The sequence below is a fragment of the Ralstonia nicotianae genome (assembly GCF_018243235.1).
Taxonomy (GTDB): Bacteria; Pseudomonadota; Gammaproteobacteria; order Burkholderiales; family Burkholderiaceae; genus Ralstonia; species Ralstonia nicotianae.
On record NZ_CP046674.1, the window covers coordinates 2,118,310 to 2,139,314 of the forward strand.

The window sequence follows — 21,005 nt, forward strand, 5'->3', positions numbered from 1 at the left end:
TGGCCGGGCCGAGCGCCCGGCTTTTTTATGGCCCCACGCCGGCCGACACCACGGCGGCCGGCTCGCGCCGGCGCATGCGCCAGGCCGCCGCCACCGCCAGCGCGCACAGCACGCCCAGGAAGACGAAGGTCTCGTCGCACGCCACGATGCGCGCCTCCGGGTCCACCGCCACGCCGCCCACCGCACCGATGCCGCGCGCGGCCAGCCGCCATTGCAGGAAGATGCCCGTGGCCGACACGCCGATCGCCCCGCCCAGCTGGCGCAGGAAGTTGACGGCGCTGGAGCCCTGCGGGATCAGCGTGAAATCGACCCCGCGCATGGCGCCCAGGCTCAGCGACGGCAGCACGAAGCCCAGCCCGACCCGCCCGATCGCGGCGATGCCGATCAGCAGCAGATAGCCGGTGGCGCGGGTGTTGGTCGTCATCAGCAGGAAGGACACGGCCAGCGCCGCCAGCCCGAACGACACCAGCCGGTACGGCTCGATCCGGCTGGTCAGGCGCCCGGCCACGACGATCGTCGCGGCCAGCGCCAGCCCGGGCGGCAGCAGCACCAGCCCGGCGCTCGACGGCGTGTAGGCGAGCGCCACCTGCATGTACACCGGCAACAGGTAGGTCGAGCCATACAGCCCCGCGCCGTAGATGAACGCCACCACGGCGCCCATGGCGAACTGCCGGTAGCTGAACAGCCGCAGATCGAGCAGCGGCGATTCCACGCGGCGCTGCCAGAACAGGAACATCGCCAGGCACACCGCCGACACGGCCATCAGCGCGACGCCGCGCGTGGCATCGGCGTGCAGTTCGACCAGGCCGTTGAGCAGCGCGACCGTCGCCGCGCCCACCAGCAGCAGGCCGCGCCAGTCGAGCGGCTTGGGCTCGCCGGCCATCGACGAGTTGATCGCCATGAAACGGCGCGCCATCGCCCAGCCCAGCAGCGTGAATGGCACCACCACGAAGAAGATCGAGCGCCAGCCGAACAGCTCCACCAGGAAGCCGCCAAGGCTGGGCCCGAGCGCCGGCGCCAGCACCACGCCGAAGCCGAACAGCCCGAACGCCTTGCCCTGCTCGCGCTCCGGAAACACGCGCAGGATCAGGATATTGGGCAGCGGCTGCATGATGCCCGCCGCCACGCCCCCCACCACCCGCATGGCGATCATCACGCCGTAGGTGGGCGACAGCCCGCCGACCAGCCCGCCCACGCCCAGCAACAGCAGCGCGCCGATGAAGGTGCGCCGCAGCCCGAAGCGCAGCAGCAGCCACGGCGTGAGCAGCATCGCCAGCGTCATCGCCACCATGAAGCTGGCCGAGACCCACTGCGCGCGCTCCTGGCCCAGCACGAAATGCCGGCTCAGATCGGGAATCGCCACGTTGACGATGGTGGCGGAAATGATCGACGACACCGTGCCCACCGTCAGCGTGAACAGCACCAGCCACTTGAAGCGCTCGCCATGGCGCGCGCGCAGGGTTTCCAGCGTGGGCGTGAAGGTCGCCATGCTCTCGTTGTTATTGGATGTGCTACGAAAATGGAGACGGCAGAAGCGCCAACCCGGCCGGCGCGGCCTCCGCGCGCCGGCCGGGCGGGATGCCGATCAGCCGAGGCGGCCGATGGCTGCGAATTCGCGGATGCGGCGCACGGTGTCGATGTCGGCTTCGCGATAGGCCGACTTGACGATCTCGGCGTAGCGCGTGTCGCCGGTCTCGTCGGCGCTGGGCAGCGTGGTGTCGTAGACGAAGCGGATGAAGGCGGCGTTGGCCTCGTTGGTCTCGATCGTCATGGTGAGCGACCCGCCGGCGTGCTCGCCGGTGGCGGCGGTGGTGTAGGTGACGCGCTGGTGGGGCTCCAGCGTCACGCGATCCTGGATGCGCGCCTTGCCGAAACGCAGTTCGCGCTCGACCCAGCCCTCGCCCCGCGCGGTGATGATGCCCTCGTCCAGGCCCTCGACGAATTCGGTCGGCTCCAGCACGCGCAGTACCAGGCCCTGCCAGATCTGGTTGAGCGTGAGCGCGTCCATCAGGGGGTTGAGTGGGTCGTTGACTTCCACCAGGTGTTCGAAACGCAAAGCGGCCTCCGGAAAATTTCCGACATTATGGCGCGGCGGTCGCCCAAATGAAAAACGCCGGTCCGGGTCACCCCGGCCGGCGTTCCGTGCGCCAGGCAAGCGGCGCTCAGAGTTCTTCGTACAGCGGCAGCGTCAGGAATTCCGAGAACGACTCCGACGTGGACATCTGCTCGAAGATCTGCGCGGCGCGATCGAAGTGGCCCACCGCGCCGTCCGCCTTCACCTTGGCCAGCTCCTCGGGGATCAGCTTGCGCACCAGCTCGGCCGTGACCTTGGTGCCGTCTTCCAGCGTGCCCTTGGGCGAGCGGATCCACTGCCACACCTGCGAGCGCGAGATCTCGGCCGTGGCCGCGTCTTCCATCAGGTTGTGGATCGGCACGCAGCCGTTGCCGGCCAGCCAGGCGCCCAGGTAGTGGATGCCGACGTTGATGTTCATGCGCAGGCCGGCCTCGGTGATGGGCTGCTCGGGCTGGAAGTTCAGCAGGTCGGCGGCGGCCACGTTCACGTCGGGGCGCTGCTTGCCGATCTGGTTGGGGGCATCGCCCAGCACGTCGACGAATTCCTTCATGGCCGCCTCGACCAGGCCCGGGTGCGCCACCCAGCCGCCGTCGTAGCCGTCGGTGGCGTCGCGCTTCTTGTCGTTGATGATGCCCTGCATGGCGATGGCGTTCTTCTCCGGATCGTTCTTGATCGGGATCAGCGCGCTCATGCCGCCCATGGCCGGTGCGTTGCGCTTGTGGCAGGTCTTGAGCAGCAGCAGCGCGTAGGCGCGCATGAACGGCGAAGTCATCGTGACGCGGGCGCGGTCGGCCAGGCAGAAGTTCTGGTCCACCTTGAACTTCTTGATGCACGAGAAGATGTAGTCCCAGCGGCCGGCGTTCAGGCCCGCGCTGTGCTCGCGCAGCTCATACAGGATCTCGTCCATCTCGAACGCGGCGAGGATGGTCTCGATCAGCACGGTGGCCTTGATGGTGCCCCGCGGCAGGCCGAGCGCGTCTTGCGCGGCGATGAAGACGTCGTTCCACAGGCGCGCCTCCAGGTGGCTCTCCATCTTCGGCAAGTAGAAGAACGGACCGGCGCCGCGCGCGAGCTGTTCGCGCGCGTTGTGGAAGAGGAACAGCGCGAAGTCGAAGATGCCGCCCGAGACGCGCTGGCCGTCCACCGTCACGTGCTTCTCGTCGAGGTGCCAGCCGCGCGGGCGCACCTGCAGCGTGGCGATCTTGTCGTTGAGCTTGTACGACTTGCCGCCCGACTCCAGCGTGAGCGTGCGGCGGATGGCGGCCTTCAGGTTGACCTGGCCCTGGATCTGGTTGTGCCAGCTCGGGGCGTTCGAATCCTCGAAGTCGGTCATGTAGCTGTCCGCGCCCGAATTGAACGCGTTGATGACCATCTTGGCCTCGACCGGGCCGGTGATCTCCACGCGGCGGCATTCCAGCGCGGGCGGGATCGGGGCGATGGTCCAGTCGCCCTCGCGGATGTGCCGGGTCTCGGGCAGGAAGTCCGGGCGCTCGCCGGCATCGAGGCGCTTGACGCGCTCGGCGCGCTCGGCCAGCAGCTGCTGGCGGCGCGGCTCGAAGGCCCGGTGCAGCCTGGCGACGAGGGCCAGGGCCTCGGGGGTCAGGATGTCTTCGTAGGCCGGCAGGATCTCGGCCTTGATCTCCATGCCTTGGGGCAGCGTCAGCTCCATGGTCGTCATGGTGGTATCTCCAGAGGATGAGGTGAGGGTTGAACGGGCCCGGCCTGGTCGGCCGATGTCGGGGTTGGGGTCCTGCTACCGCATGGATTGCCGGGCCTGCACGAACTGCAGCAGGTCCCGCATGTCGTGGCCGGCCGCGGCGGGCGCCACATCCAGCGCCTCGGGCGGATGCCCCAGGCGGTTGATCCAGAACGTCGTGAAGCCGTGCCACGTCGCGCCGCAGGCATCCCAGCCGTTGGACGACACGAACAGGATCTGCGCGGCCGGCACGCCGAACGCCCGCGGCGCCAGCGCGTATGCGGCCGGCGCGGTCTTGTACAGCCTGACCGCATCCACCGACAGCACGTGGTCGAACAGCCCCGACATGCCCGCGCTCTTGACGGCGATCACCAGCATCTGCGGATTGCCGTTGGACAGGATGCCCAGCGGCAGCCCCATCTCACGCAACTGCCGGAGCACCGGCACGTTCTCCGGAAACGCCGACAGGCACGCGTATTCGCGCATCAGCGTGGCCTCGGCGTGGTTGCCGAGCGGCAGGTTCAGCCGCGCGCACGCATAGCGCAGCGCGTCGACGGTGACGTCCCAGAACGGTTTGTAGTGCTCGCCCGAGGGTCCCGCCAGCGAACGGATGCGGGTGTAGTCGATCTGCCGGTCGCGCCACAGCACCGACAGCGCCTCGCCCTTGCCGGGAAACAGCTGCTCGGCGCGCGCGGCCACCGAATACACGTCGAACAGCGTGCCGTAGGCATCGAACACCACCGCGCGAATCGAAGTCATGGCCTGGCTCCCACGGACCCGAAGGCCGTGCGTTCCGTGCCGTGGAGCGCCTCGCCGACCTTCGCAACGTGGGCCATTGTAGAAAAGCGGTCGCGGCGCACAAAGGCGCTCCCGGTCACTTGATCTTTAACTTTTACCCACCGAATACGGAGTGATAACCTTTATATTCATCACAATCTGATCGCTTTCCGCCTTCCCTCGCCGGCCCCCATGTCGCTCTGGCCCCAGATCGCCTGCGTCGCACAACGCGTTCCCGCCGGCAAGATCGGCGCCGATGGTGGCGCGGCGTGGCTGGCCGGTGTGGCTGCCGGTGCCCTCGCCGCGTGGGCCTGGCTGCGCGGCCGGTTCCGGCTGGGGCCAGCGGTCCTGGAAATCGGCGTCGCGCCATGGCGGCTGCGCCGGCCCTCAACCCCGGCGGGCATGCCCGCCTGAACGCGCCGCGGCGCCCGCATCGACATGGCCCATTTCAAGCAGCTCGAAACCTTCGTCGCCGTGGCCACGCGCGGCAGCCTCTCCGCCGCGGCCGCCGCCGAGGGCGTGGCGCCGGCCATCATCGGCCGCCGCATCGACGCGCTGGAAGAGCGCCTGGGCGTGAAGCTGCTGGTGCGCACCACGCGGCGCATCACGCTCACCTTCGAGGGCTCGGCCTTCCTGGAAGATTGCCAGCGCATCCTCAACGACCTGCACAACGCCGAAGCCAGCGTGTCGGCCGGCGGCGTCAAGGCCAGCGGCCACCTGCGCGTGACGGCCCCGGCCGGCTTCGGCCGCCGCCATGTCGCGCCGATGGTGCCGGACTTCCTGGCCGCGCATCCGGACGTATCGATCACGCTCGACCTGGGCGACCGCATCGTCGATCTGGTCAACGAAGGCTTCGACTGCGCCATTCGCCTGGGCGACCTGCCGGATTCGAGCCTGGTGTCGATCCGCCTGTGGGAAAACCGCCGCGTGGTGGTGGCCGCGCCCGCCTACCTGGAGCGGCGCGGCCGGCCCGAGCAGCTTGAGCAGCTCGCCGGCCACAACTGCCTGGCCTTCGGCGCCAGCGCCAACGTGCAGCGCGGCTGGGTGTTCCAGCAAGGCGGCAAGACCGTTACCGTCAAGGTGGGCGGCACCATGGAGTGCACCGACGGCGCGGTGCTGCGCGAATGGTGCCTGCAAGGACACGGCCTGGCCTGGCGCTCGTGGTGGGAGGTCGGCCACGACATCGCCACCGGCCGGCTGGTGACCGTGCTCGATGCCTTCGAGGCGCCGCCGATCGGCATCCATGCGGTGTTTCCGCAGCGCAAGCACCTGCCGCTGCGGGTGCGGCTGCTCATCGATTTCCTGAAGAACACCTACGGCAATCCGGCCTACTGGCGCCGCGCCGATCCGACCCTGCTTACGGATTAGTCCGATGTGCGGTACCGAGCGCGCCGCCTACAATCAAACCATCAAGACCGGTCCGTTCTCACCCACAGGAGGCCGCATGTTCCAGCACATCCTCATCCCGACCGATGGTTCGGAGCTGTCGCGCAAAGCGGTGGCGGGCGCGCTCGACTTTGCCAAGACGCTCGGCGCGCGCCTGACGGCGTACACCTGCCTGGAGGAATATCCGTACACGCCCTTCTCCGAGATCGTGGTGGAGACGCCTCAGGCCTTCAAGGAGCGCGTGGAGGCGCAGGCGCGCGTGGTCCTCAAGGACGTGGAGGACACCGCCCGCGCCGCCGGCATCGACTGCGACACCGACATGTCGTGCTTTGCCGTGCCCTACATGGGCATCATCGACGCGGCGGAGCGCCATGGCTGCGACGTCATCTTCATGGCGTCGCACGGCCGGCGGGGGCTGGCCGGGCTGCTGCTGGGCAGCGAGACGCAGAAGGTGCTCACGCACACGGCGATCCCGGTGATCGTCTACCGCTGAACGGGCCGACTCGCAGCGGCGGGGTTCCTGCCCGGGCATAAAAAAACCGCGCCGGGGGGAGCGGTTTTGAGCGGCCGGCGCGTGGTCAGGGCGCCGGCCCAGGTGTCCTGGGTGCCGGATGCGGCGACACCTCAGGCGACCTTCTTGGCGTGCGCCTTTTCTTCGAAAAACTGCGCGTCCTCGGTCGAGCCCTTGAGCGCCGTGGTGGACGCGTCGCGCTCGATAGTCTGCGTCACGGCATCGAAGTAGCCGGTGCCGACTTCGCGCTGGTGCTTGACCGCGGTGAAGCCCTTCTCGGCCGCCGCGAATTCGGCTTCCTGCAGCTCGACGAAGGCGCTCATCTGGTTGCGGGCATAGCCGTGGGCCAGGTTGAACATCGAGTAGTTCAGGGCATGGAAGCCGGCCAGCGTGATGAACTGGAACTTGTAGCCCATCGCGCCCAGCTCCTTCTGGAACTTGGCGATGGTGGCGTCGTCCAGGTTCTTCTTCCAGTTGAACGACGGCGAGCAGTTGTAGGCCAGCATCTTGCCGGGGAACTTGGCGTGGATGGCCTCGGCAAACTTCTTGGCGTACTCCAGGTCCGGCTTGCCGGTTTCGCACCACACCAGGTCGGCGTAGTCGGCGTAAGCCAGGCCGCGCGCGATGGCCTGCTGCAGGCCCGGCTTGGTGCGGTAGAAGCCTTCCACGGTGCGCTCGCCGGTGCAGAACGGACGGTCGTTGTCGTCCACGTCGGCGGTCAGCAGGTCGGCGGCCTCGGCGTCGGTGCGGGCGATCAGCACGGTCGGCACGCCCATCACATCGGCGGCCAGGCGCGCGGCCACCAGCTTGGACACCGCCTCGCGTGTCGGCACCAGCACCTTGCCGCCCATGTGGCCGCACTTCTTGACGGCGGCCAGCTGGTCTTCGAAGTGCACGCCGGCGGCGCCCGCCTCGATCATCGCCTTCATCAGCTCGAACGCATTCAGCACGCCGCCGAAGCCGGCCTCGGCATCGGCCACGATCGGGGCGAAGAAGTCGACATCGTCCTTGCCTTCCGACCATTGGATCTGGTCGGCGCGCTGGAACGTATTGTTGATGCGCTTGACCACCTTGGGCACCGAGTCCACCGAGTACAGCGACTGGTCGGGATACATCTCGCCGTTGCTGTTGGCGTCGCCCGCCACCTGCCAGCCCGACAGGTAGATGGCCTTCAGGCCGGCCTTGACCTGCTGCATGGCCTGGTTGCCCGTCAGCGCGCCCAGCGCGTTGACGAACGGCTCACTGTTCATCAGGGTCCACAGCTTTTCGGCACCGCGGCGGGCCAGGGTGTGCTCGATCTGCAGCGAGCCGCGCAGGCGCACCACGTCTTGCGCGGTGTAGCCGCGCTTGATGCCTTTCCAGCGCGGGTTGGTGTCCCACTCTTGCTGCAGCGCCTTCACTTCGAGTTCGCGCGACATGACTCTCTCCTTGTGTGATCGATCCATCAAACAATAAAAACCGGGGTAATGCGCTCTACGCCTTGAACCGCCCACGCCTTGCAGGGGGCATCCGAGCAGCTCAAGTCATATGTCTTATATAAGAGTGTAGAGAGGCCGGGTGCGGCGCAACAAGGAGAACATCATTGCATGCTTGAATTTTTATTCCTTATTTTTCAAATAGATACAAACGCATTCCCATATTGCGGAAAGTTTTTTCCCATCATGAAAGAGGGTCATGGTGCCGCGCAGTGTGCAATTTTTGCGGACCAAAATATCTTTCCGCATTATGAAAAAACCAGCGCGACCGATCCCCATCCCCTGACCGCGAGCGCCACTGCGGCACGCCGCTTCCCCGAAAAGGCCCTGCGAATGTGATCAGCCAAGCAAAAAAACGGCCTGACCGGGATGACTCCGGCCAGGCCGCTGCTGTGGATTTCCGTATCCGGGGAGACGCGCACCCCATGCGATGGAGATAGGACGGGTGCGCTGCCGTGCACCGAACGAACCGGGCAGTGCCGCCTTAGATCTCCGGCGGGAATAACCCGTGCAGGAAATTGGGGTTTTCGGGCGTGCCCGTGATGCGCGGATTGGCCTCCAGCGCCAGGGCCCCTTCCGGGCCGACGCTGATGTTGCGCGCGTCGAGCGAAGCGAGCGATTTGCTCTTGGCCAGCTCCAGCGCGCCCTCCGTGCCGAGACTGTAGTTCCAGCGCACGCTGAGCGAGGTGAGCACCGGATTGCGGGCCAGCTCCGGCGCACTTTCCGGGGTCATGTTTGTGTAGGCCACGTTCAACGTGGTTATCTTGCGGTTTCTCGCCAGCGCCTGCACGCCGCCATCGCCGCACAGGTTGCCCTGCACGCTGAGCGAACGTAGCGAACGGCTTTGCGCCAGCTCTTTGGCGCCCTCCTCGTTGATCTCGTTGGCGGTCTTGTCGTAATCCGCCTGCTCCGCCTCGTCTCCCGTTTCGGTGAGGAGGTTGCCCAGGTCGAGCGAGGTCAGCCTGGGGTTGCGCGCCAGCGCCGCTGCCCCGGCATCCTTCACGAGGCAGTTCTTCACGGTCACCTCCCGGAGCGACTGACTGTCCGCCAGCGCTATCGCACCCTCGTCGCGGATCGGGTTCTGGGTCAGGTCGAGCGACTTGAGCACAGGGTTGCTGGCCAGCGCCTGAGCGCCCTCGGCTTCGATCAGGTTCTTTTTCAGCGAGAGCGAGATTGTCCCTGCCGGGGCGGCCGCCAGCAATATCGCCGCGGTATCGTCAAACCAGTTTCCATCCGCCTTGAGCGAGGTGAGCGGCGTCGTGCGCTGCATCAGCCCCTGCGCCAGCGCCAATGCCATGCTCGCCCCTTGTTCCAGCGCCAGGTGCGGCTCTGTGGCGGTGTACGGCCGGTTGCAGCTGACGTCGAGCGAGGTCAGCGAGGGCTTGGCGGCCAGTGTGGTGAGCGCACCGTCACCGATGTAATTGCCGCTCACATCGAGCGAAGTCAACCGGTTGTTTTCCGCCAGCGCCTGGATGCCCGGATCGGTGACGCCGCAGCAGCACAGGCGGAGCGTCTCGATCGACTGGCTGTTCGCCAGATGCTGCGCGCCTCGCGCATCGATCTGGTTGCCGCTCATGTCAAGCGACTTGAGCGACGGGTGGTCTGCCAGCTTCCTGGCGCCCACCTCGCTGATCCCGCCATCCGCCACGTTAAGCTTCTTGAGCGAGGGGTTGGCGGCCAGCAACTGCGCGCCGTGGTCGCCGATCTGGGCGCCCTTCACATTGAGCGATTCGAGCGGCAAGGTGGCGAGATAGGCAATCGCGGCAGGCGATTTGGCCTCGCCGGTGCCCTCGCCCAGGTCGAGGTGGCGCAGCGTCGGGGGAAGCGCCTTCAGCTCATCGAGCGTGATGTCGCCCAGGAGACGCAAGCTTTGCAGGTTGGGATAGTGATGCAGCTGGTTGAGCATCGACTTGTTCCAGACCTGCATGGACGTCTGGCTCGATCGAGCGGCTTCATTCATGATGTGGCTGACCTCGCTCAGCGCCCGCCTGGAGCGGGGATCCAGGAAGCTGGCGATGTGCTGCAGCGCCTCATCCGGCAGCTGCTGAATATTCTCCATCTTGCGCGGCACCAAAGGCGCAGGGGGCAGTTGGCGACGCTGCATGGATGACGTACCCACCGATCCAGCGCCCAGCTTCAATGCCGCCAGCCCGCCCAGGGCCGACGATGAGACCCCGGCCGACGAACGGCTGGGCGAGTAAGCCGGCTGCCCGTCCGCCTGGTCCGGCGTGGGCGGGAATCCCCCATCCGGCAGCGGCGGCGCGGATGGCTCAAGACGAACGTAGGGGTTGTTGAAAGTAGGCTTGAACATCATCGGCTCCGTTGCATGACCATGACAGGCGCGAGCTTGGCGGAATCCGGCTGGGGAAACCGCCAGTACCACGAAAGAATCCGGCGGCAAACGAACGGCTTGGCGCTCCGAAGGCAAGCGCCGACACGACAAAGACGCCACGCGGGCGAACGGGGGCAAGTCTCTACCGCTACGATCGCACCTCCCCGGCACACATCACACCCTGTCCAGCCGCTGCAATACATCCGGCCTCGGCACATCCTCCGCCAGGAAATTCGGGTTCTGCGGCGTGCCCGTGATCCGGGTATTGGCCTCCAGCACCTTGGCGCCGCCCTCGCCGATCCCGTTCCGGCGCGCGTCGAGCGAGGTCAGCGACGTGCTGTCGGCCAACGACCGCGCGCCGTCCTCGCCGATGGCGTTGTCGTTCACCTTGAGGGTGATCAGCACCGTGCTCAGGCTCAGCGCCTCGGCGCCCTCGGGACCGATGCGGTTCTCGCTCAGGTCGAGCTCGGCGAGCGTGGCGCTTTGCGCCAGGTGCCGCGCCCCCTCGGACCCGATCCGGTTCTGGCTCAGGTCCAGCGTCGTTAGCCGGGGATGGCGCGCCAGTGCCGCCGCGCCGTCATCGTCGATCCCGTTGCCGGCCAGCTTGAGCGAGATCAGCGCCTGATTGCCTCCGAGCGCCTCGGCGCCCGCGTTCTGGATGTTGTTTCGGCTCAGGTCGAGCAGGGTCAACGTGCTGTTTTTTGCCAGCGCCCGCGCGCCGTCGTCGCCGATCCGGTTGCCGTTCAGATAGAGCGAGGCGAGCGACTTGTTGCGCGCCAGGGCGCTGGCGCTGTACGAATTGATCCCGCAAAGGCTCAGGTTGAGCTCGCTGAGCCTGGTGTTTCCGCCCAGCGCACCGGCACCCTGAAGGCCGACGAAGTTGAAGCTCAGATCGAGCGATCTGAGCGTGGCATGCTGCGCCAGCGCCTGTACGCCCTCGTCGCTGATCTCGTTGTGGTCCACCTTGAGCGAAAGCAGCGACCGGTTGCCCGCCAGCGCCCGCGCGCCTTTGTCACCCAGGCGGTTGCCGCCCAGGTCGAGCTCGGTGAGTGACGTGTTGCCCGCCAGCACTCGGGCACCGCGCTTGTCGATCATGTTGTTCGCCAGGTTGAGCTTGCGCAGCACGGTGTTGTTTGCGAAGGCCCCCGCTCCGGCGTTGCCGATGCCGTTGCGGCGCAACTCGAGCGATGTCAACGTCTGGCTGGTCGCCAGTGCCCGTGCGCCGTCGTCGCCGATCTCGTTGCTGTACAGATTGAGCGAGACCAGCGGCGCGTCCGCTAGCGCCTGGGCACCATCGCGTCCGATCATATTCACGCTCAGGTCGAGCGACCGGATCGACCGGCTGGCCGCCAGCGCCTGGGCGGCCCGGTCGCCGATCCCGCAGCCGATCAGGCTGAGCGAGACGAGCGACTTGCTGGTCGCGAGCGTGCGCGCGCCCTCGACACCGATTTCGATGCCGTTCAGGTTGAGCGACTTGAGCGGCATCGCGGCGAGATGCGCCAGCCCCTCGGCCGAGATGGCGCTGCCCGTGCAGCGGCCGATCTCCAGGTGCTCCAGCGTCGGCGGCAGGGCTTTCAGCGCCTCAAGCGTGAGCGCCCCCTTGAAGCGCACGCTCTTGAGCGCCGGGTACAGGCTCAGTTGGCGGAACATCGCCGGGTCGCTGATGGTCAGGTGCGTCACGACCGCCCGCGAGGCATTCCGCAGTTCGAGGCTGACCTCCCGCATGGCACGCCGGGGCCGCGCTCCGGCAAGGGTGGCGATCTGCTGCCACAGCTCGGGCGGCAGCGTCTGCTGGGCGGGCGCGATGGCGGCAGACCGGATGTTCGGCGCGGGCCGGGCGCTTGCCGACGGCCCGCCCCACCTGAAGTTCGCCAGGCCGCCCAGGAGCGACGAGGCCCGCGAGACCACCGAGCGTGCAGAAGAAGGCAGCCAGTGCCCATACGGCAGGTTCACGCCCAGCCAGGGCGTAGCCTCGGTAGCGTGCGACGAGGCAGATTGCTCGATTCCGTTGCCTTGCCCGCGGTTGCCGGTGGGAATGCGCGACACCATCGCCGTCTCCGTTACCTATCCATGTCGGGCGCGAGCTTGGCGGAATCCGGCCGGGCGCGGCGGCGCAGGCCACGAAAAAACACGGCAACAGGCGAACCTGCCGGCACGCCCCGGCACTGGCCTACGGCCGATGTGGGCCAGCGTCGGCCGGACCGGCCAATGCCATCCGGCCCCGGCTCACCCCCGCGCCAGCCGGTACGCCACCCAATCCCCACCGGTAATGACGTGCCGCCCCGCCACCTGCCCGGCACTGACCGGATAGACGATGCAGTCGAGCGGCTCGCTGCCGAGCATCACGGTGTGGGTCTCGCGCAGGAACAGCGCGTCGCCGCCAGGGTAGACCGCTTCGATCGTGTCGAGCACCGGCACAAGCCCGGGGTCGATGCGGTAGACGTCGCCGCGCACGGCGGTGCCGGTCGGGTCCGGCACCAGGCCGGGATACGCGCCGAAGTCGTACAGCCGACCGTGCAGCGTCGCGTGGCCGATCAGCTTCGGCTCGGCGATACCGCGCCGGGACGCGGCGACGCGCAGGTCGTTGGCCTCGCCCGCGCGCAGCGTGCCGTAGGCGAAGACGTGGATGGCCTCAGTCATGCAGCCGCTCCCGCGAGACCAGCACGCCATCTTCGTCGCCGTAGATCCATTCGCCCGGGTGGATGTAGGCGCCGGGCATCTGCACGCCGATGTCGCGCTCGCCCTGGTTTTTCTTGAAGCTCTTGCGCGGATGCGCAGCCAGGGCATGCACGCCGACGTTGCAGGCGGCCAGCTCGCGGGTATCGCGCACACAGCCGTTGACGAGGACACCCTCCCAGCCGTTGTCCTCGGCCAGCTTGGCGAGGTTGCCGCCCACCAGCGCGCAGCGCAGCGAGCCGCCGCCGTCGACGACCAGCACGCGCCCCTCGCCCGGCTGCTCCAGCATGGCGCGCACCAGGCCGTTGTCCTCGAACACCTTGAGCGTGGCGGCCGGCCCGGCAAAGGCCGCGCGCGCGCCGAAGCTGCGGAACACCGGCGCGAGCACGCGCACGGCGCCGCTGGCGAGCTGGTCTTCGTGCGCGTCGCACAGGTCGGTCACGGGAATCATCATCGTCGTCATGGCGGTGTCGGCGTGGATGGAACGGGTTCAGCCGCGCGCCTGCGCACGCAGCGATTGCAGGGTTGCGCGCGGGCTGATGATCTCCGGATCGGTCTGCACTTCGATGACGGTGGCCACCGGGGCCGCCAGCGCCGCCTCCACCGCGGCCTGGAAGCCCTCCAGCGAACGCACGGTGTGGCCCTCGGCGCCGTAGGCGCGCGCCAGCGCGGCGAAGTCCGGGTTGCGCAGCTCGGTGCCGCTCACGTGTTCCGGATACGCGCGCTCCTGGTGCATGCGGATGGTGCCGTACATGCCGTTGTTGACCACGATGAAGATCACCGGCGCGTCATACTGCATGGCGGTCGCCAGCTCCTGGCCGTTCATCAGGAAGCAGCCGTCGCCGGCGAGGCAGATCACGGGCGTCTGCGGACAAGCGATCTTGGCCGCCACGGCCGCCGGGGCGCCATAGCCCATCGCCCCGCTGGTCGGCGCGAGCTGGGTGCGCGAGCCGGCGGCCAGCGGCCCGTACTGGTAGAAGCGATGCAGCCAGGTGGCGTAGTTGCCCGCGCCGTTGGTCAGGATGGCGTTGCGCGGCAGGCGCTCGCGCAGCCATTGCATCGCGCGGGCCAGATCGATGCCCCGCCCGGCGAACGGCGGCGGCGCGATGTTGGCGAGGTAGTCCGCATGCGCGGCCTCGGTCCAGGCCTGCCAGCGCGGCGGCGCATCGGGCGCGACGCCGTCCAGCGCCTCGGCGATGGCGGGCATCGCCGCGTGGATCATCAGATCGGCCTGGTAGACGCGGCCCAGCTCTTCGGCGCCGGCGTGCACGTGGATCAGCGTCTGCCGCGGGCGCGGCACGTCGAACAGCGTGTAGCCCGAAGTTGCCATCTCGCCCAGGCGCGTGCCGATGGCGAGCACCACGTCCGCCTCGCGCACGCGCGCCGCCAGCTTCGGGTTGATGGCGATGCCGACATCGCCGGCGTAGTTCGGGTGGCGGTTGTCGAACAGATCCTGCCGGCGGAACACGCAGCCCACCGGCAAGCGCCAGCGCTCGGCGAAGGCCTGCAGGCGCGCGGCGGCCTGCGGCGTCCAGCCGGCGCCGCCCAGCAGCAGCAGCGGGCGCTCGGCGCGGCCCAGCAGGGCCTTGAGCCGCGCCAGATCGTGCGGCGCGGGCCACGCCATCGCGCGCGGCATCGGCGGCACGTCGGCCACGGTGGCGACCTGGGTGAGCATGTCTTCGGGCAGCGCCAGCACCACCGGGCCGGGGCGCCCCGCCGTCGCGGTCTGGAAGGCGCGCGCGATGTATTCGGGGATGCGCTCGACGCTGTCGATCTGCGCAACCCACTTGGCCATCTGGCCGAACATGCGGCGGTAGTCGATCTCCTGGAAGGCTTCGCGGTCGACGCAGTCGCGGCCGACCTGGCCAATGAAAAGGATCAGCGGCGTGGAATCCTGGAACGCGGTGTGCACGCCGATGCTGGCGTTGGTCGCCCCGGGGCCGCGCGTGCAGAACACGATGCCGGGGCGACCGGTCAGCTTGCCATGGGCGTCGGCCATGGTGGCGGCCCCGCCCTCCTGCCGGCATACGATGAAGCGCGCGCGGTCGCGCCGCTGGTAGAAGCCTTCCAGCACGGCCAGGTAGCTCTCGCCCGGCACGCCGAAGGCGAGGTCCGTGCCATGGGCGATCAGGGCATCGACCAGGATCTGTCCGCCGTGCCGGGGGACCGGACGGGAACCGGAATCGGTGGAATCGGTGGGGCCGGTGGATACCGGGCGGGCAACGGCTGTCTCCATGGCGGGTCGTCTCGCTGTCGATTCGTTGACGATACAACCGAGCATAGCGGAAGGACGGCCCGCGCACACCCCCGAATGGGGACGCTACATCTGCCGGAACAGGTGCGCGTACTGCCGCGCCACCGGCAGCGTCTCGGTCCGGCCCCGGATCTTCAGCGCCAGTCGGCCGAGCGACAGGTGCACGGCGCTGGCCACGTGCGCCACGTTCACCACCGTGCCGCGATGCACCTGCCAGAAGTGCTGCGGGTCGAGCTGCGACAGCAGTTCGCGCAGGCTGGTGCGGATCAGCGACGCGCCGGCGTGGGTCACCACGTTGACGTATTTGTCGGTCGCCTCGAGGTACAGCACCTCTTCCACGGGGATAAAGCGGATCTCCTGCCCCACCAGCGCCTTGATGAACCGCAGATAGGCGCCGTTGGCGCCGCCCGCGGCCGGCAGCCCGGCGAGGCGCTCCACCAGTTGCGCCAGGGTCTGCGCGGGATCGGCCGCCGCGCCGCCGTCCGGCCGCTCGGCCAGGCGCGCCGTCAAGCGCCGGACGGTGGCGGCCAGGCGTTCGGTCTGCACGGGCTTGAGCACGTAGTCCACGGCCGCCTGCTCGAACGCGTCGAGCGCGAACTGGTCGTAGGCGGTCACGAACACCACCAGCGGGCGCTGCGCCCGGCCCGCCAGCTCGCGCGCCACCTCGATGCCGGACAGCCCCGGCATGCGGATGTCGAGAAAGACCACATCGGGCGCCTCGCCCGCGCGCGGCCGGTCGATGGCATCCAGCGCGGACTGCCCGTCGTGCACCGCGGGCGCGATGCGGGCCCCGGGCCACAGCGCGGCAAGCTCGGCGATCAGGCTGTCGGCCAGCGCCGGTTCATCGTCGGCAATCAGCAGGCGGGGAGCGATGGGCATCGGTCAGGTTCCGGCGGGAGCGCGCGGGGCCAGCGCGGGCGCGACTGCCGGCCGGGAGAAGCGGCAGCGCCATTGCGGCACGGCGGCGCCGGAGGCATCCGCGCCAGCGGCGTCGTGCGCCAGCGGCAGCTCCACCGTGACGGTCACGCCGTGCGGCATGGTCTCGGCAATGGTCAGGCGCGCATCGGCATCGAACAGGCGCGCCAGCCGTTCGCGCACATGCGTGAGCCCCATGCCCGAGCCCTTGCCGGGGGCCGCGTCCCGGCCGAAGCCGATGCCGGTATCGCGCACCTCCAGCCGCAGCCGGTCACCCTCGCGCCGGGCGGATAGCGCGATCGTGCCGCCCTCGCGCGACGGCTCGATGCCGTGCACCACGGCGTTCTCCACCAGCGGCTGGATCAGCATGGGCGGAACGACGAGGCCGGCGATGGTGTCGTCCAGCGCCAGCGAGAACCGCAGGCGCGCGCCGAAGCGCAGCGCCTGGATGTCGAGATACGCGCGCAGCAGCGCGAACTCCTGCTCTAGCGTGCACTGCTCGGCGCGTGCATGCGCGAGCGACGTGCGCAGGAAGCCGATCAGGTGCTGCAGCAGCCGACGCGCGCCGGCCGGATCACGCGCGATCAGCACGTCCACGTGGGCCAGCGCGTTGAACAGGAAATGCGGTTCGATCTGCGCCTGCAGCGCCATCAGCTGCGCGCGCACAACCTGCTTCTCGGCCTCTTCGCGCTCCAGCGCGTCCAGCGCGGCCTGCCGCTGCAGCGTCGCCAGCTTGCCGCGCGACCAGTAGAAATACGTCGCGCCCAGCGCCGCCAGCATGGCGATGATGAAGCTCATGCGCAGGCTGTCGGCGCGCCAGGGCTGGTCGCCCGTGCACAGGATCCGCCGCGCCACCCACTGCCCGAACGGCACACCGATCAGCACCGCGGCCACCACGATCCAGGGCAGGATCTTCCGGCTGGGCGGACCGTTGCCCCACAGCAGGTGGCGCGGAATATCGATCAGCAGCCACATCGACAGCCCGATCGCCTGGCTGTAGACGAGGTCGTGCCAGAAGGTGTCGTCCGGCTTGATGCCGAAGGCCAGCACGGCGGCAATGCCGGTATTGATGGCGACGATCCAGGCGAACGCGCGCAGCCAGCGCATGGCGATGCGCAGGCACTCGGCAGGCGGAGGCAGCGACACGTTGGCAAGCATGCGGCCGATCTTACTCGACGGGGTGGCCGGGTCAAAGCGTGGGCGATCCCGCATCAGCGGCCTGCCTGATTGCGCAGCCGGGCGAGTTCCCGGTCCACCAGGCGCCGGTAGCCGCTGCCCAGCGCCCACGCCAGGCCCAGGCCGTGTGCGGCCAGCCCCACGCCCCAGCCCAGCAGCGGCCAGATGAACCAGGACTGCCCGCGCGACAGCGCAATCGCCGCCAGCATGAGGTTCACAGCCAGGAAGGCCAGCAGGTGGATGCGCAAGCCCATGCGCGCGCCGGCGCGCCGCCTGGCGCGGTGCAGCAAGGCGGCGTCATCGGAGGCGGGGAAGGTGGTGGCGGACATGGCGGTGCGGGCTCGGCCGGGAATGTCCGCAGTATAGGAACGGGGTCCGGATGCGCCACGGCAATGCGACGAACGGTACGACGGCGGGCGTGAATGGCCGCCGCAACGCAACGGCGTTCCGCCATGCGCGCTCGCCCCGCCGCGCCCCTCGCCCGCGACACAGCGCGGCAAGCCCTCGGCGGGATACCGCCGGACCGCTAGCGGCTGCCTTGCGAAGGCCCGGCGCCCACCACCGCGGGCACGAGCGCGTAGCGCCCGGCGAGCGACAGCAGGAGTGTGTCCTCGGCGGCACGGCATTTTTGCGTGAACGCATCCGTGCGTTCCGCATAGGCCATCCGCTCGTCCAGGAATTCAAGCCCCTCGGGGTCCGTGGGCTGGGGCGGTATCTCTTTGGCGAGGGCGTCCTTCTCCGGAGCAAAGCGCTTGCCCAGCGCGGCAAACGCGGCGGGGTGCAGCGCCTTCATGGCGCCACGCCACGCGTCGTTGCTGAGCAGGTACCTGGCCAGCTCGACCGGATCGGCTTCCTTCGCCTGCACGGTTTCGGCCAACCGCTTCAGATCATCCGGCTTGAGCGCGCTGGCAAGCCGATGACGCATGCTGGAGGGAAGGTTCTTGGGCAGGTCGAGTACCGTTTTCAACGCGACCTTCGCATGCAGCATCGTTTCCAGCGGCTCCCTGGCCACGCGCCTCTCAGTCATGGTGACAGGCAGCCCCTCATGGCCTCGCCGGCTCGCCATCCATTGATTGACTTCCGTGATCAGGCTGTCCAGGCGGTACCGCTGGCGTCCCCAAGCCTCCAGTGCCGGCTGGTCCAGCTTGCCGCTGCGCACGTCGTCCACGAGCTGATGCGTGTCGACCATCGTCACGATGTTGGCAAACCCATCAGCCACATTGTCGCCGCAGGTTCCCAAGGCGGTTTCCGCCGCGGCAAACACCTCCTTGCGCAGGTTGGCGTCTTTCGCAATGGCCTGGATGACCTTCGCCCCATCGACGACAACCGGATCCCAGCGGGCGAAATAGGAGATCAGACTCAGCGGCCGGCGGCGCTCCAGCAGACGGGCGAACGCGTTGGCGTACAGTTCGTTATCGAAAGCCTTGGGGTCCGGCAACGGCTCCGCGTGCGCAAGCTTGAGCCACTGCTTGATCTCCGCCGCAAGCGGCCGCCGCAGTCGCCTGATATCGTTGGCGGTATCCCGGCGCAGGCGGGCCGCGGCGGCACTGGACTCCGCCGCGTCGACTTGCCGCACAGACGACGGGCCGGCCGAGCCGGCGACAGCCCCGCCTTGCCCCGCGCGCGCTTGCGCATCGCGCAGTTCGCGGGTCAGCCACTGATGCCGCAGCGCCCCGCTCTCAACGCGCGACCGCTCCGTTTGCAAGGCCTGGATGTGCAGCGCCGGTGGAACCCCGCTTCCCCGGCTCTCGACCACCGCCTCCCGCTCCAGCGCGGTCAGGTTGACATGATCGTAGTTCGTGCCGATCTGATACCCGCTTTCGGCAAGCCCCATTACGCCGTGCTCCCCGAGCAGTTGCCTTTCGTGCCGGGCGATGGTTTCTTCGCTGCGCCGGTGATATTCGAGCCGCTGCGCGACCGTCTGGCGAACCGCCTCGCTCAGCGAGGGATCGCCGATGACGCGCATGAAGTTGTTGAACGCCGTCCGATATTCCGGCCGCAGCGGCGAGGAGTAGTACCGCCGCCGCTGCCTGCGATAGCCCAGCGCCAGCAGCGGGATCGGAACGCTCAAGGCCGCCAGTTGAAACTGCTCGAGATTGTGATGATTGCGATGGCCGGCCGTATGCGTGCGCAACCGCGCCTGCTGAACGGACAGCCACATCGCCAGCGCCGAATCCCGGGCCTCGGCGGGAGCCGCGGGATTGCGGAACCGCTGCTCCAGCGCAGACTCCAGTTGCCCGCGCTGCTCCGCCGTCAAGCCCTTGGCGTACCGGTACTGCGGCGAGGCAGACTTCTTGAACAGGCGCTTCTCCCGTTCCGGCGAAAGCGCGGCCATGGCCTCGATGGCGCCCTGCACATTCCACGCCGGCCGCCCCGCGTGCGCGCCGGCGGCGCTGACGGATGGCGTGCGGGCCGTACGCCCGGTAGGCAACTCCGCCAGCAGGCCCTCCCGGGATCGTCCGGGAGCGGGCGCCGTGGCGGGGCCCGACCGCGTCGCGGTGGCAGCGGTGGAGGTAGCGGTCGACGCCGCTCCCGTCACGGGATGGGAGCGGCCGAGGGTGGGGGACGGAACGCGGGTTGGCATGGTGCGGTCGAGGAAATGTGCCGCGAGCGTACCGGCTTCCTTCCGCCAAGCGGCTGCCCCTTGCCCGAACTCCTCGCCCGCCTTGCGAAACCGGTTGCAATCACACCTTGCCTGCCACCGTGAGATGTGATCGACAGGCGTCTTTTCTTCAGGCCGCCAGCGTCTGGCGCGGCGACGCCACCAGCGCCGGCCGCGCCGGCTGCGCCACCACCGTCGACGCCACCGCTTCAGCCACCGCCTCGCGCGACAGGTGCGGCGCGAACATGCCGATGAAGTCGTGCGCATAGCCGCGCAGGTAGGCGCCGCGGCGCACCGCCACGCGCGTGGTGTTGGGCTCGAACAGGTGGTCGGCGCCGATGCAGACGAGGTTGTCGTCCTTGCGGCCGTCATAGGCCATCGAGGCGATGATGCCCACGCCCACGTCCAGCGCCACGTAGGTCTTGATCACGTCGGCATCCATCGCCGTCAGCACGATCTCGGGCTGCAGGCCGGCGCCGGCGAATGCCGCGTCGATGTTGCGGCGGCCCGTGAAGCCGGCGTCGTAGGTGATCAGCGGATACTGCGCCACGTCTTCCAGCGCGGGCAGCGGGTTCTTCGTCAGCGGATGGTCCGGGCTGACCACCAGCACGTGGCGCCAGCGATAGGCCTCGAACGAAGTCAGGCCCGGCTCGCTGGCCACCGCCTCGGTGGCCACGCCGATATCGGCCTGCCCGGTCAGCAGCAGCTCGACGATGTGCGAGGGCGAGGCTTCCTGCAGCGCCAGCGTGACATGCGGATACGCCTTGCGGAACGCCTGCACCACCTTGGGCAGCGCATAGCGGGCCTGCGTGTGCGTGGTCGCCACGGTCAGGCGCCCCGACTGGCGGCCTGAGAACTCCTCGCCGGCCTGGCGCAGGTTCTCGGCCTCCAGCAGCAGGCGCTCGACGATGCGCACGATCTCGCGGCCGGGCTCGGTCAGGCCGGTCAGGCGCTTGCCGTAGCGCTCGAAGATCTCCACGCCCAGCTCATCCTCCAGTTCGCGGATCTGCCGCGACACGCCGGGCTGCGAGGTATAGAGCGCGTTGGCGACTTCGGTCAGGTTGAACTGGCGGCGCACCGCCTCACGGATGGAACGCAGTTGCTGGAAGTTCATGCTCGTGTCCTCTCGTC

General features: G+C 68.7%; 19 protein-coding genes. 4 read left to right on the forward strand and 15 right to left on the reverse strand.

Features of this window, described 5'->3' with window-relative positions:
- Window positions 1-25: 25 nt before the first annotated feature.
- From GO999_RS09550 to GO999_RS09565, 4 genes are all read right to left on the reverse strand, one after another.
- Window positions 26-1,489 carry a DHA2 family efflux MFS transporter permease subunit gene (locus GO999_RS09550; protein ID WP_211906175.1) on the reverse strand — a complete coding sequence of 488 codons (1,464 nt, stop codon included), beginning with the start codon at window positions 1,487-1,489 and terminating at the stop codon, window positions 26-28.
- A 96-nt stretch (window positions 1,490-1,585) separates the two neighbouring features.
- Entirely contained in the window at window positions 1,586-2,056 is a 471-nt protein-coding gene (locus tag GO999_RS09555; protein WP_011001313.1) for an SRPBCC family protein, read from the reverse strand.
- Between the two features lie 106 nt (window positions 2,057-2,162).
- Window positions 2,163-3,743, reverse strand: coding sequence for a malate synthase A (gene aceB / locus GO999_RS09560; RefSeq protein WP_211906776.1), 1,581 nt, complete (start codon window positions 3,741-3,743; stop codon window positions 2,163-2,165).
- An 84-nt stretch (window positions 3,744-3,827) separates the two neighbouring features.
- On the reverse strand, window positions 3,828-4,529 hold the full coding sequence (locus GO999_RS09565) for a haloacid dehalogenase type II (RefSeq protein WP_211906176.1): 702 nt from the start codon (window positions 4,527-4,529) through the stop codon (window positions 3,828-3,830).
- 210 nt (window positions 4,530-4,739) lie between these two features.
- On the opposite strand from GO999_RS09565, the gene GO999_RS09570 reads away from it, so the two are divergent.
- The 3 genes from GO999_RS09570 to GO999_RS09580 all read left to right on the forward strand — a co-directional run bounded on the left by GO999_RS09570 (window position 4,740) and on the right by GO999_RS09580 (window position 6,426).
- Window positions 4,740-4,961, forward strand: coding sequence for a hypothetical protein (locus GO999_RS09570; RefSeq protein ID WP_211906177.1), 222 nt, complete (start codon window positions 4,740-4,742; stop codon window positions 4,959-4,961).
- Between the two features lie 24 nt (window positions 4,962-4,985).
- Entirely contained in the window at window positions 4,986-5,915 is a 930-nt protein-coding gene (locus GO999_RS09575) for a LysR family transcriptional regulator (protein ID WP_011001309.1), read from the forward strand.
- A gap of 76 nt (window positions 5,916-5,991) precedes the next feature.
- Complete coding sequence (locus tag GO999_RS09580; RefSeq protein WP_020371745.1) at window positions 5,992-6,426, forward strand: universal stress protein; 435 nt, start codon at window positions 5,992-5,994, stop codon at window positions 6,424-6,426.
- A gap of 131 nt (window positions 6,427-6,557) precedes the next feature.
- Here the strand turns inward: GO999_RS09580 and aceA are convergent, their stop codons facing one another.
- A complete protein-coding gene (aceA, locus tag GO999_RS09585; protein ID WP_028852999.1) occupies window positions 6,558-7,862 on the reverse strand; it encodes an isocitrate lyase in 1,305 nt (434 codons plus the stop codon).
- 168 nt (window positions 7,863-8,030) lie between these two features.
- Here aceA and GO999_RS09590 point away from each other — a divergent pair, with 168 nt between their 5' ends.
- Window positions 8,031-8,258: a hypothetical protein gene (locus GO999_RS09590; protein WP_139180358.1), complete on the forward strand. Its 228-nt coding sequence runs from the start codon at window positions 8,031-8,033 to the stop codon at window positions 8,256-8,258.
- A gap of 145 nt (window positions 8,259-8,403) precedes the next feature.
- On the opposite strand, the gene GO999_RS09595 is transcribed toward GO999_RS09590, so the two are convergent.
- The 10 genes from GO999_RS09595 to GO999_RS09640 all read right to left on the reverse strand — a co-directional run bounded on the left by GO999_RS09595 (window position 8,404) and on the right by GO999_RS09640 (window position 20,988).
- Window positions 8,404-10,233, reverse strand: coding sequence for an F-box-like domain-containing protein (locus GO999_RS09595; RefSeq protein WP_211906178.1), 1,830 nt, complete (start codon window positions 10,231-10,233; stop codon window positions 8,404-8,406).
- A 192-nt stretch (window positions 10,234-10,425) separates the two neighbouring features.
- Complete coding sequence (locus GO999_RS09600; protein WP_211906179.1) at window positions 10,426-12,300, reverse strand: GALA protein; 1,875 nt, start codon at window positions 12,298-12,300, stop codon at window positions 10,426-10,428.
- Between the two features lie 177 nt (window positions 12,301-12,477).
- On the reverse strand, window positions 12,478-12,891 hold the full coding sequence (locus GO999_RS09605) for a gamma-glutamylcyclotransferase family protein (RefSeq protein ID WP_028852996.1): 414 nt from the start codon (window positions 12,889-12,891) through the stop codon (window positions 12,478-12,480).
- Window positions 12,884-13,390 carry a ribonuclease E activity regulator RraA gene (gene rraA / locus GO999_RS09610; RefSeq protein ID WP_011001303.1) on the reverse strand — a complete coding sequence of 169 codons (507 nt, stop codon included), beginning with the start codon at window positions 13,388-13,390 and terminating at the stop codon, window positions 12,884-12,886. The genes GO999_RS09605 and rraA overlap by 8 nt, the downstream gene beginning before the upstream one ends.
- 27 nt (window positions 13,391-13,417) lie before the next feature.
- Window positions 13,418-15,073, reverse strand: a complete 1,656-nt coding sequence (locus tag GO999_RS09615; RefSeq protein ID WP_377270479.1) for a thiamine pyrophosphate-binding protein — start codon at window positions 15,071-15,073, stop codon at window positions 13,418-13,420.
- A gap of 174 nt (window positions 15,074-15,247) precedes the next feature.
- On the reverse strand, window positions 15,248-16,060 hold the full coding sequence (locus tag GO999_RS09620; RefSeq protein ID WP_011001301.1) for a LytR/AlgR family response regulator transcription factor: 813 nt from the start codon (window positions 16,058-16,060) through the stop codon (window positions 15,248-15,250).
- Between the two features lie 3 nt (window positions 16,061-16,063).
- On the reverse strand, window positions 16,064-17,308 hold the full coding sequence (locus GO999_RS09625) for a sensor histidine kinase (protein WP_211906180.1): 1,245 nt from the start codon (window positions 17,306-17,308) through the stop codon (window positions 16,064-16,066).
- On the reverse strand, window positions 17,308-17,601 hold the full coding sequence (locus GO999_RS09630; protein WP_011001299.1) for a 2TM domain-containing protein: 294 nt from the start codon (window positions 17,599-17,601) through the stop codon (window positions 17,308-17,310). Before GO999_RS09630 ends, GO999_RS09625 begins: the two co-directional genes overlap by 1 nt.
- A 197-nt stretch (window positions 17,602-17,798) precedes the next feature.
- Entirely contained in the window at window positions 17,799-19,856 is a 2,058-nt protein-coding gene (locus tag GO999_RS09635; RefSeq protein WP_211906181.1) for an NEL domain-containing protein, read from the reverse strand.
- Window positions 19,857-20,004: 148 nt separating this feature from the next.
- Window positions 20,005-20,988 carry a CysB family HTH-type transcriptional regulator gene (locus tag GO999_RS09640; RefSeq protein ID WP_011001297.1) on the reverse strand — a complete coding sequence of 328 codons (984 nt, stop codon included), beginning with the start codon at window positions 20,986-20,988 and terminating at the stop codon, window positions 20,005-20,007.
- Window positions 20,989-21,005 lie beyond the last annotated feature (17 nt).

Coding starts and splice junctions, on each gene's coding strand:
- GO999_RS09550 (WP_211906175.1), bottom strand. CDS start 1,489: ATGGCGACCTTCACGCCCACGCTGGAAACCCTGCGCGCGCGCCATGGC.
- aceB (WP_211906776.1), bottom strand. CDS start 3,743: ATGGAGCTGACGCTGCCCCAAGGCATGGAGATCAAGGCCGAGATCCTG.
- GO999_RS09565 (WP_211906176.1), bottom strand. CDS start 4,529: ATGACTTCGATTCGCGCGGTGGTGTTCGATGCCTACGGCACGCTGTTC.
- GO999_RS09570 (WP_211906177.1), top strand. CDS start 4,740: ATGTCGCTCTGGCCCCAGATCGCCTGCGTCGCACAACGCGTTCCCGCC.
- GO999_RS09575 (WP_011001309.1), top strand. CDS start 4,986: ATGGCCCATTTCAAGCAGCTCGAAACCTTCGTCGCCGTGGCCACGCGC.
- GO999_RS09580 (WP_020371745.1), top strand. CDS start 5,992: ATGTTCCAGCACATCCTCATCCCGACCGATGGTTCGGAGCTGTCGCGC.
- aceA (WP_028852999.1), bottom strand. CDS start 7,862: ATGTCGCGCGAACTCGAAGTGAAGGCGCTGCAGCAAGAGTGGGACACC.
- GO999_RS09590 (WP_139180358.1), top strand. CDS start 8,031: ATGCTTGAATTTTTATTCCTTATTTTTCAAATAGATACAAACGCATTC.
- GO999_RS09595 (WP_211906178.1), bottom strand. CDS start 10,233: ATGATGTTCAAGCCTACTTTCAACAACCCCTACGTTCGTCTTGAGCCA.
- GO999_RS09600 (WP_211906179.1), bottom strand. CDS start 12,300: ATGGTGTCGCGCATTCCCACCGGCAACCGCGGGCAAGGCAACGGAATC.
- GO999_RS09605 (WP_028852996.1), bottom strand. CDS start 12,891: ATGACTGAGGCCATCCACGTCTTCGCCTACGGCACGCTGCGCGCGGGC.
- rraA (WP_011001303.1), bottom strand. CDS start 13,390: ATGACGACGATGATGATTCCCGTGACCGACCTGTGCGACGCGCACGAA.
- GO999_RS09620 (WP_011001301.1), bottom strand. CDS start 16,060: ATGCCCATCGCTCCCCGCCTGCTGATTGCCGACGATGAACCGGCGCTG.
- GO999_RS09625 (WP_211906180.1), bottom strand. CDS start 17,308: ATGCGGGATCGCCCACGCTTTGACCCGGCCACCCCGTCGAGTAAGATC.
- GO999_RS09630 (WP_011001299.1), bottom strand. CDS start 17,601: ATGTCCGCCACCACCTTCCCCGCCTCCGATGACGCCGCCTTGCTGCAC.
- GO999_RS09635 (WP_211906181.1), bottom strand. CDS start 19,856: ATGCCAACCCGCGTTCCGTCCCCCACCCTCGGCCGCTCCCATCCCGTG.
- GO999_RS09640 (WP_011001297.1), bottom strand. CDS start 20,988: ATGAACTTCCAGCAACTGCGTTCCATCCGTGAGGCGGTGCGCCGCCAG.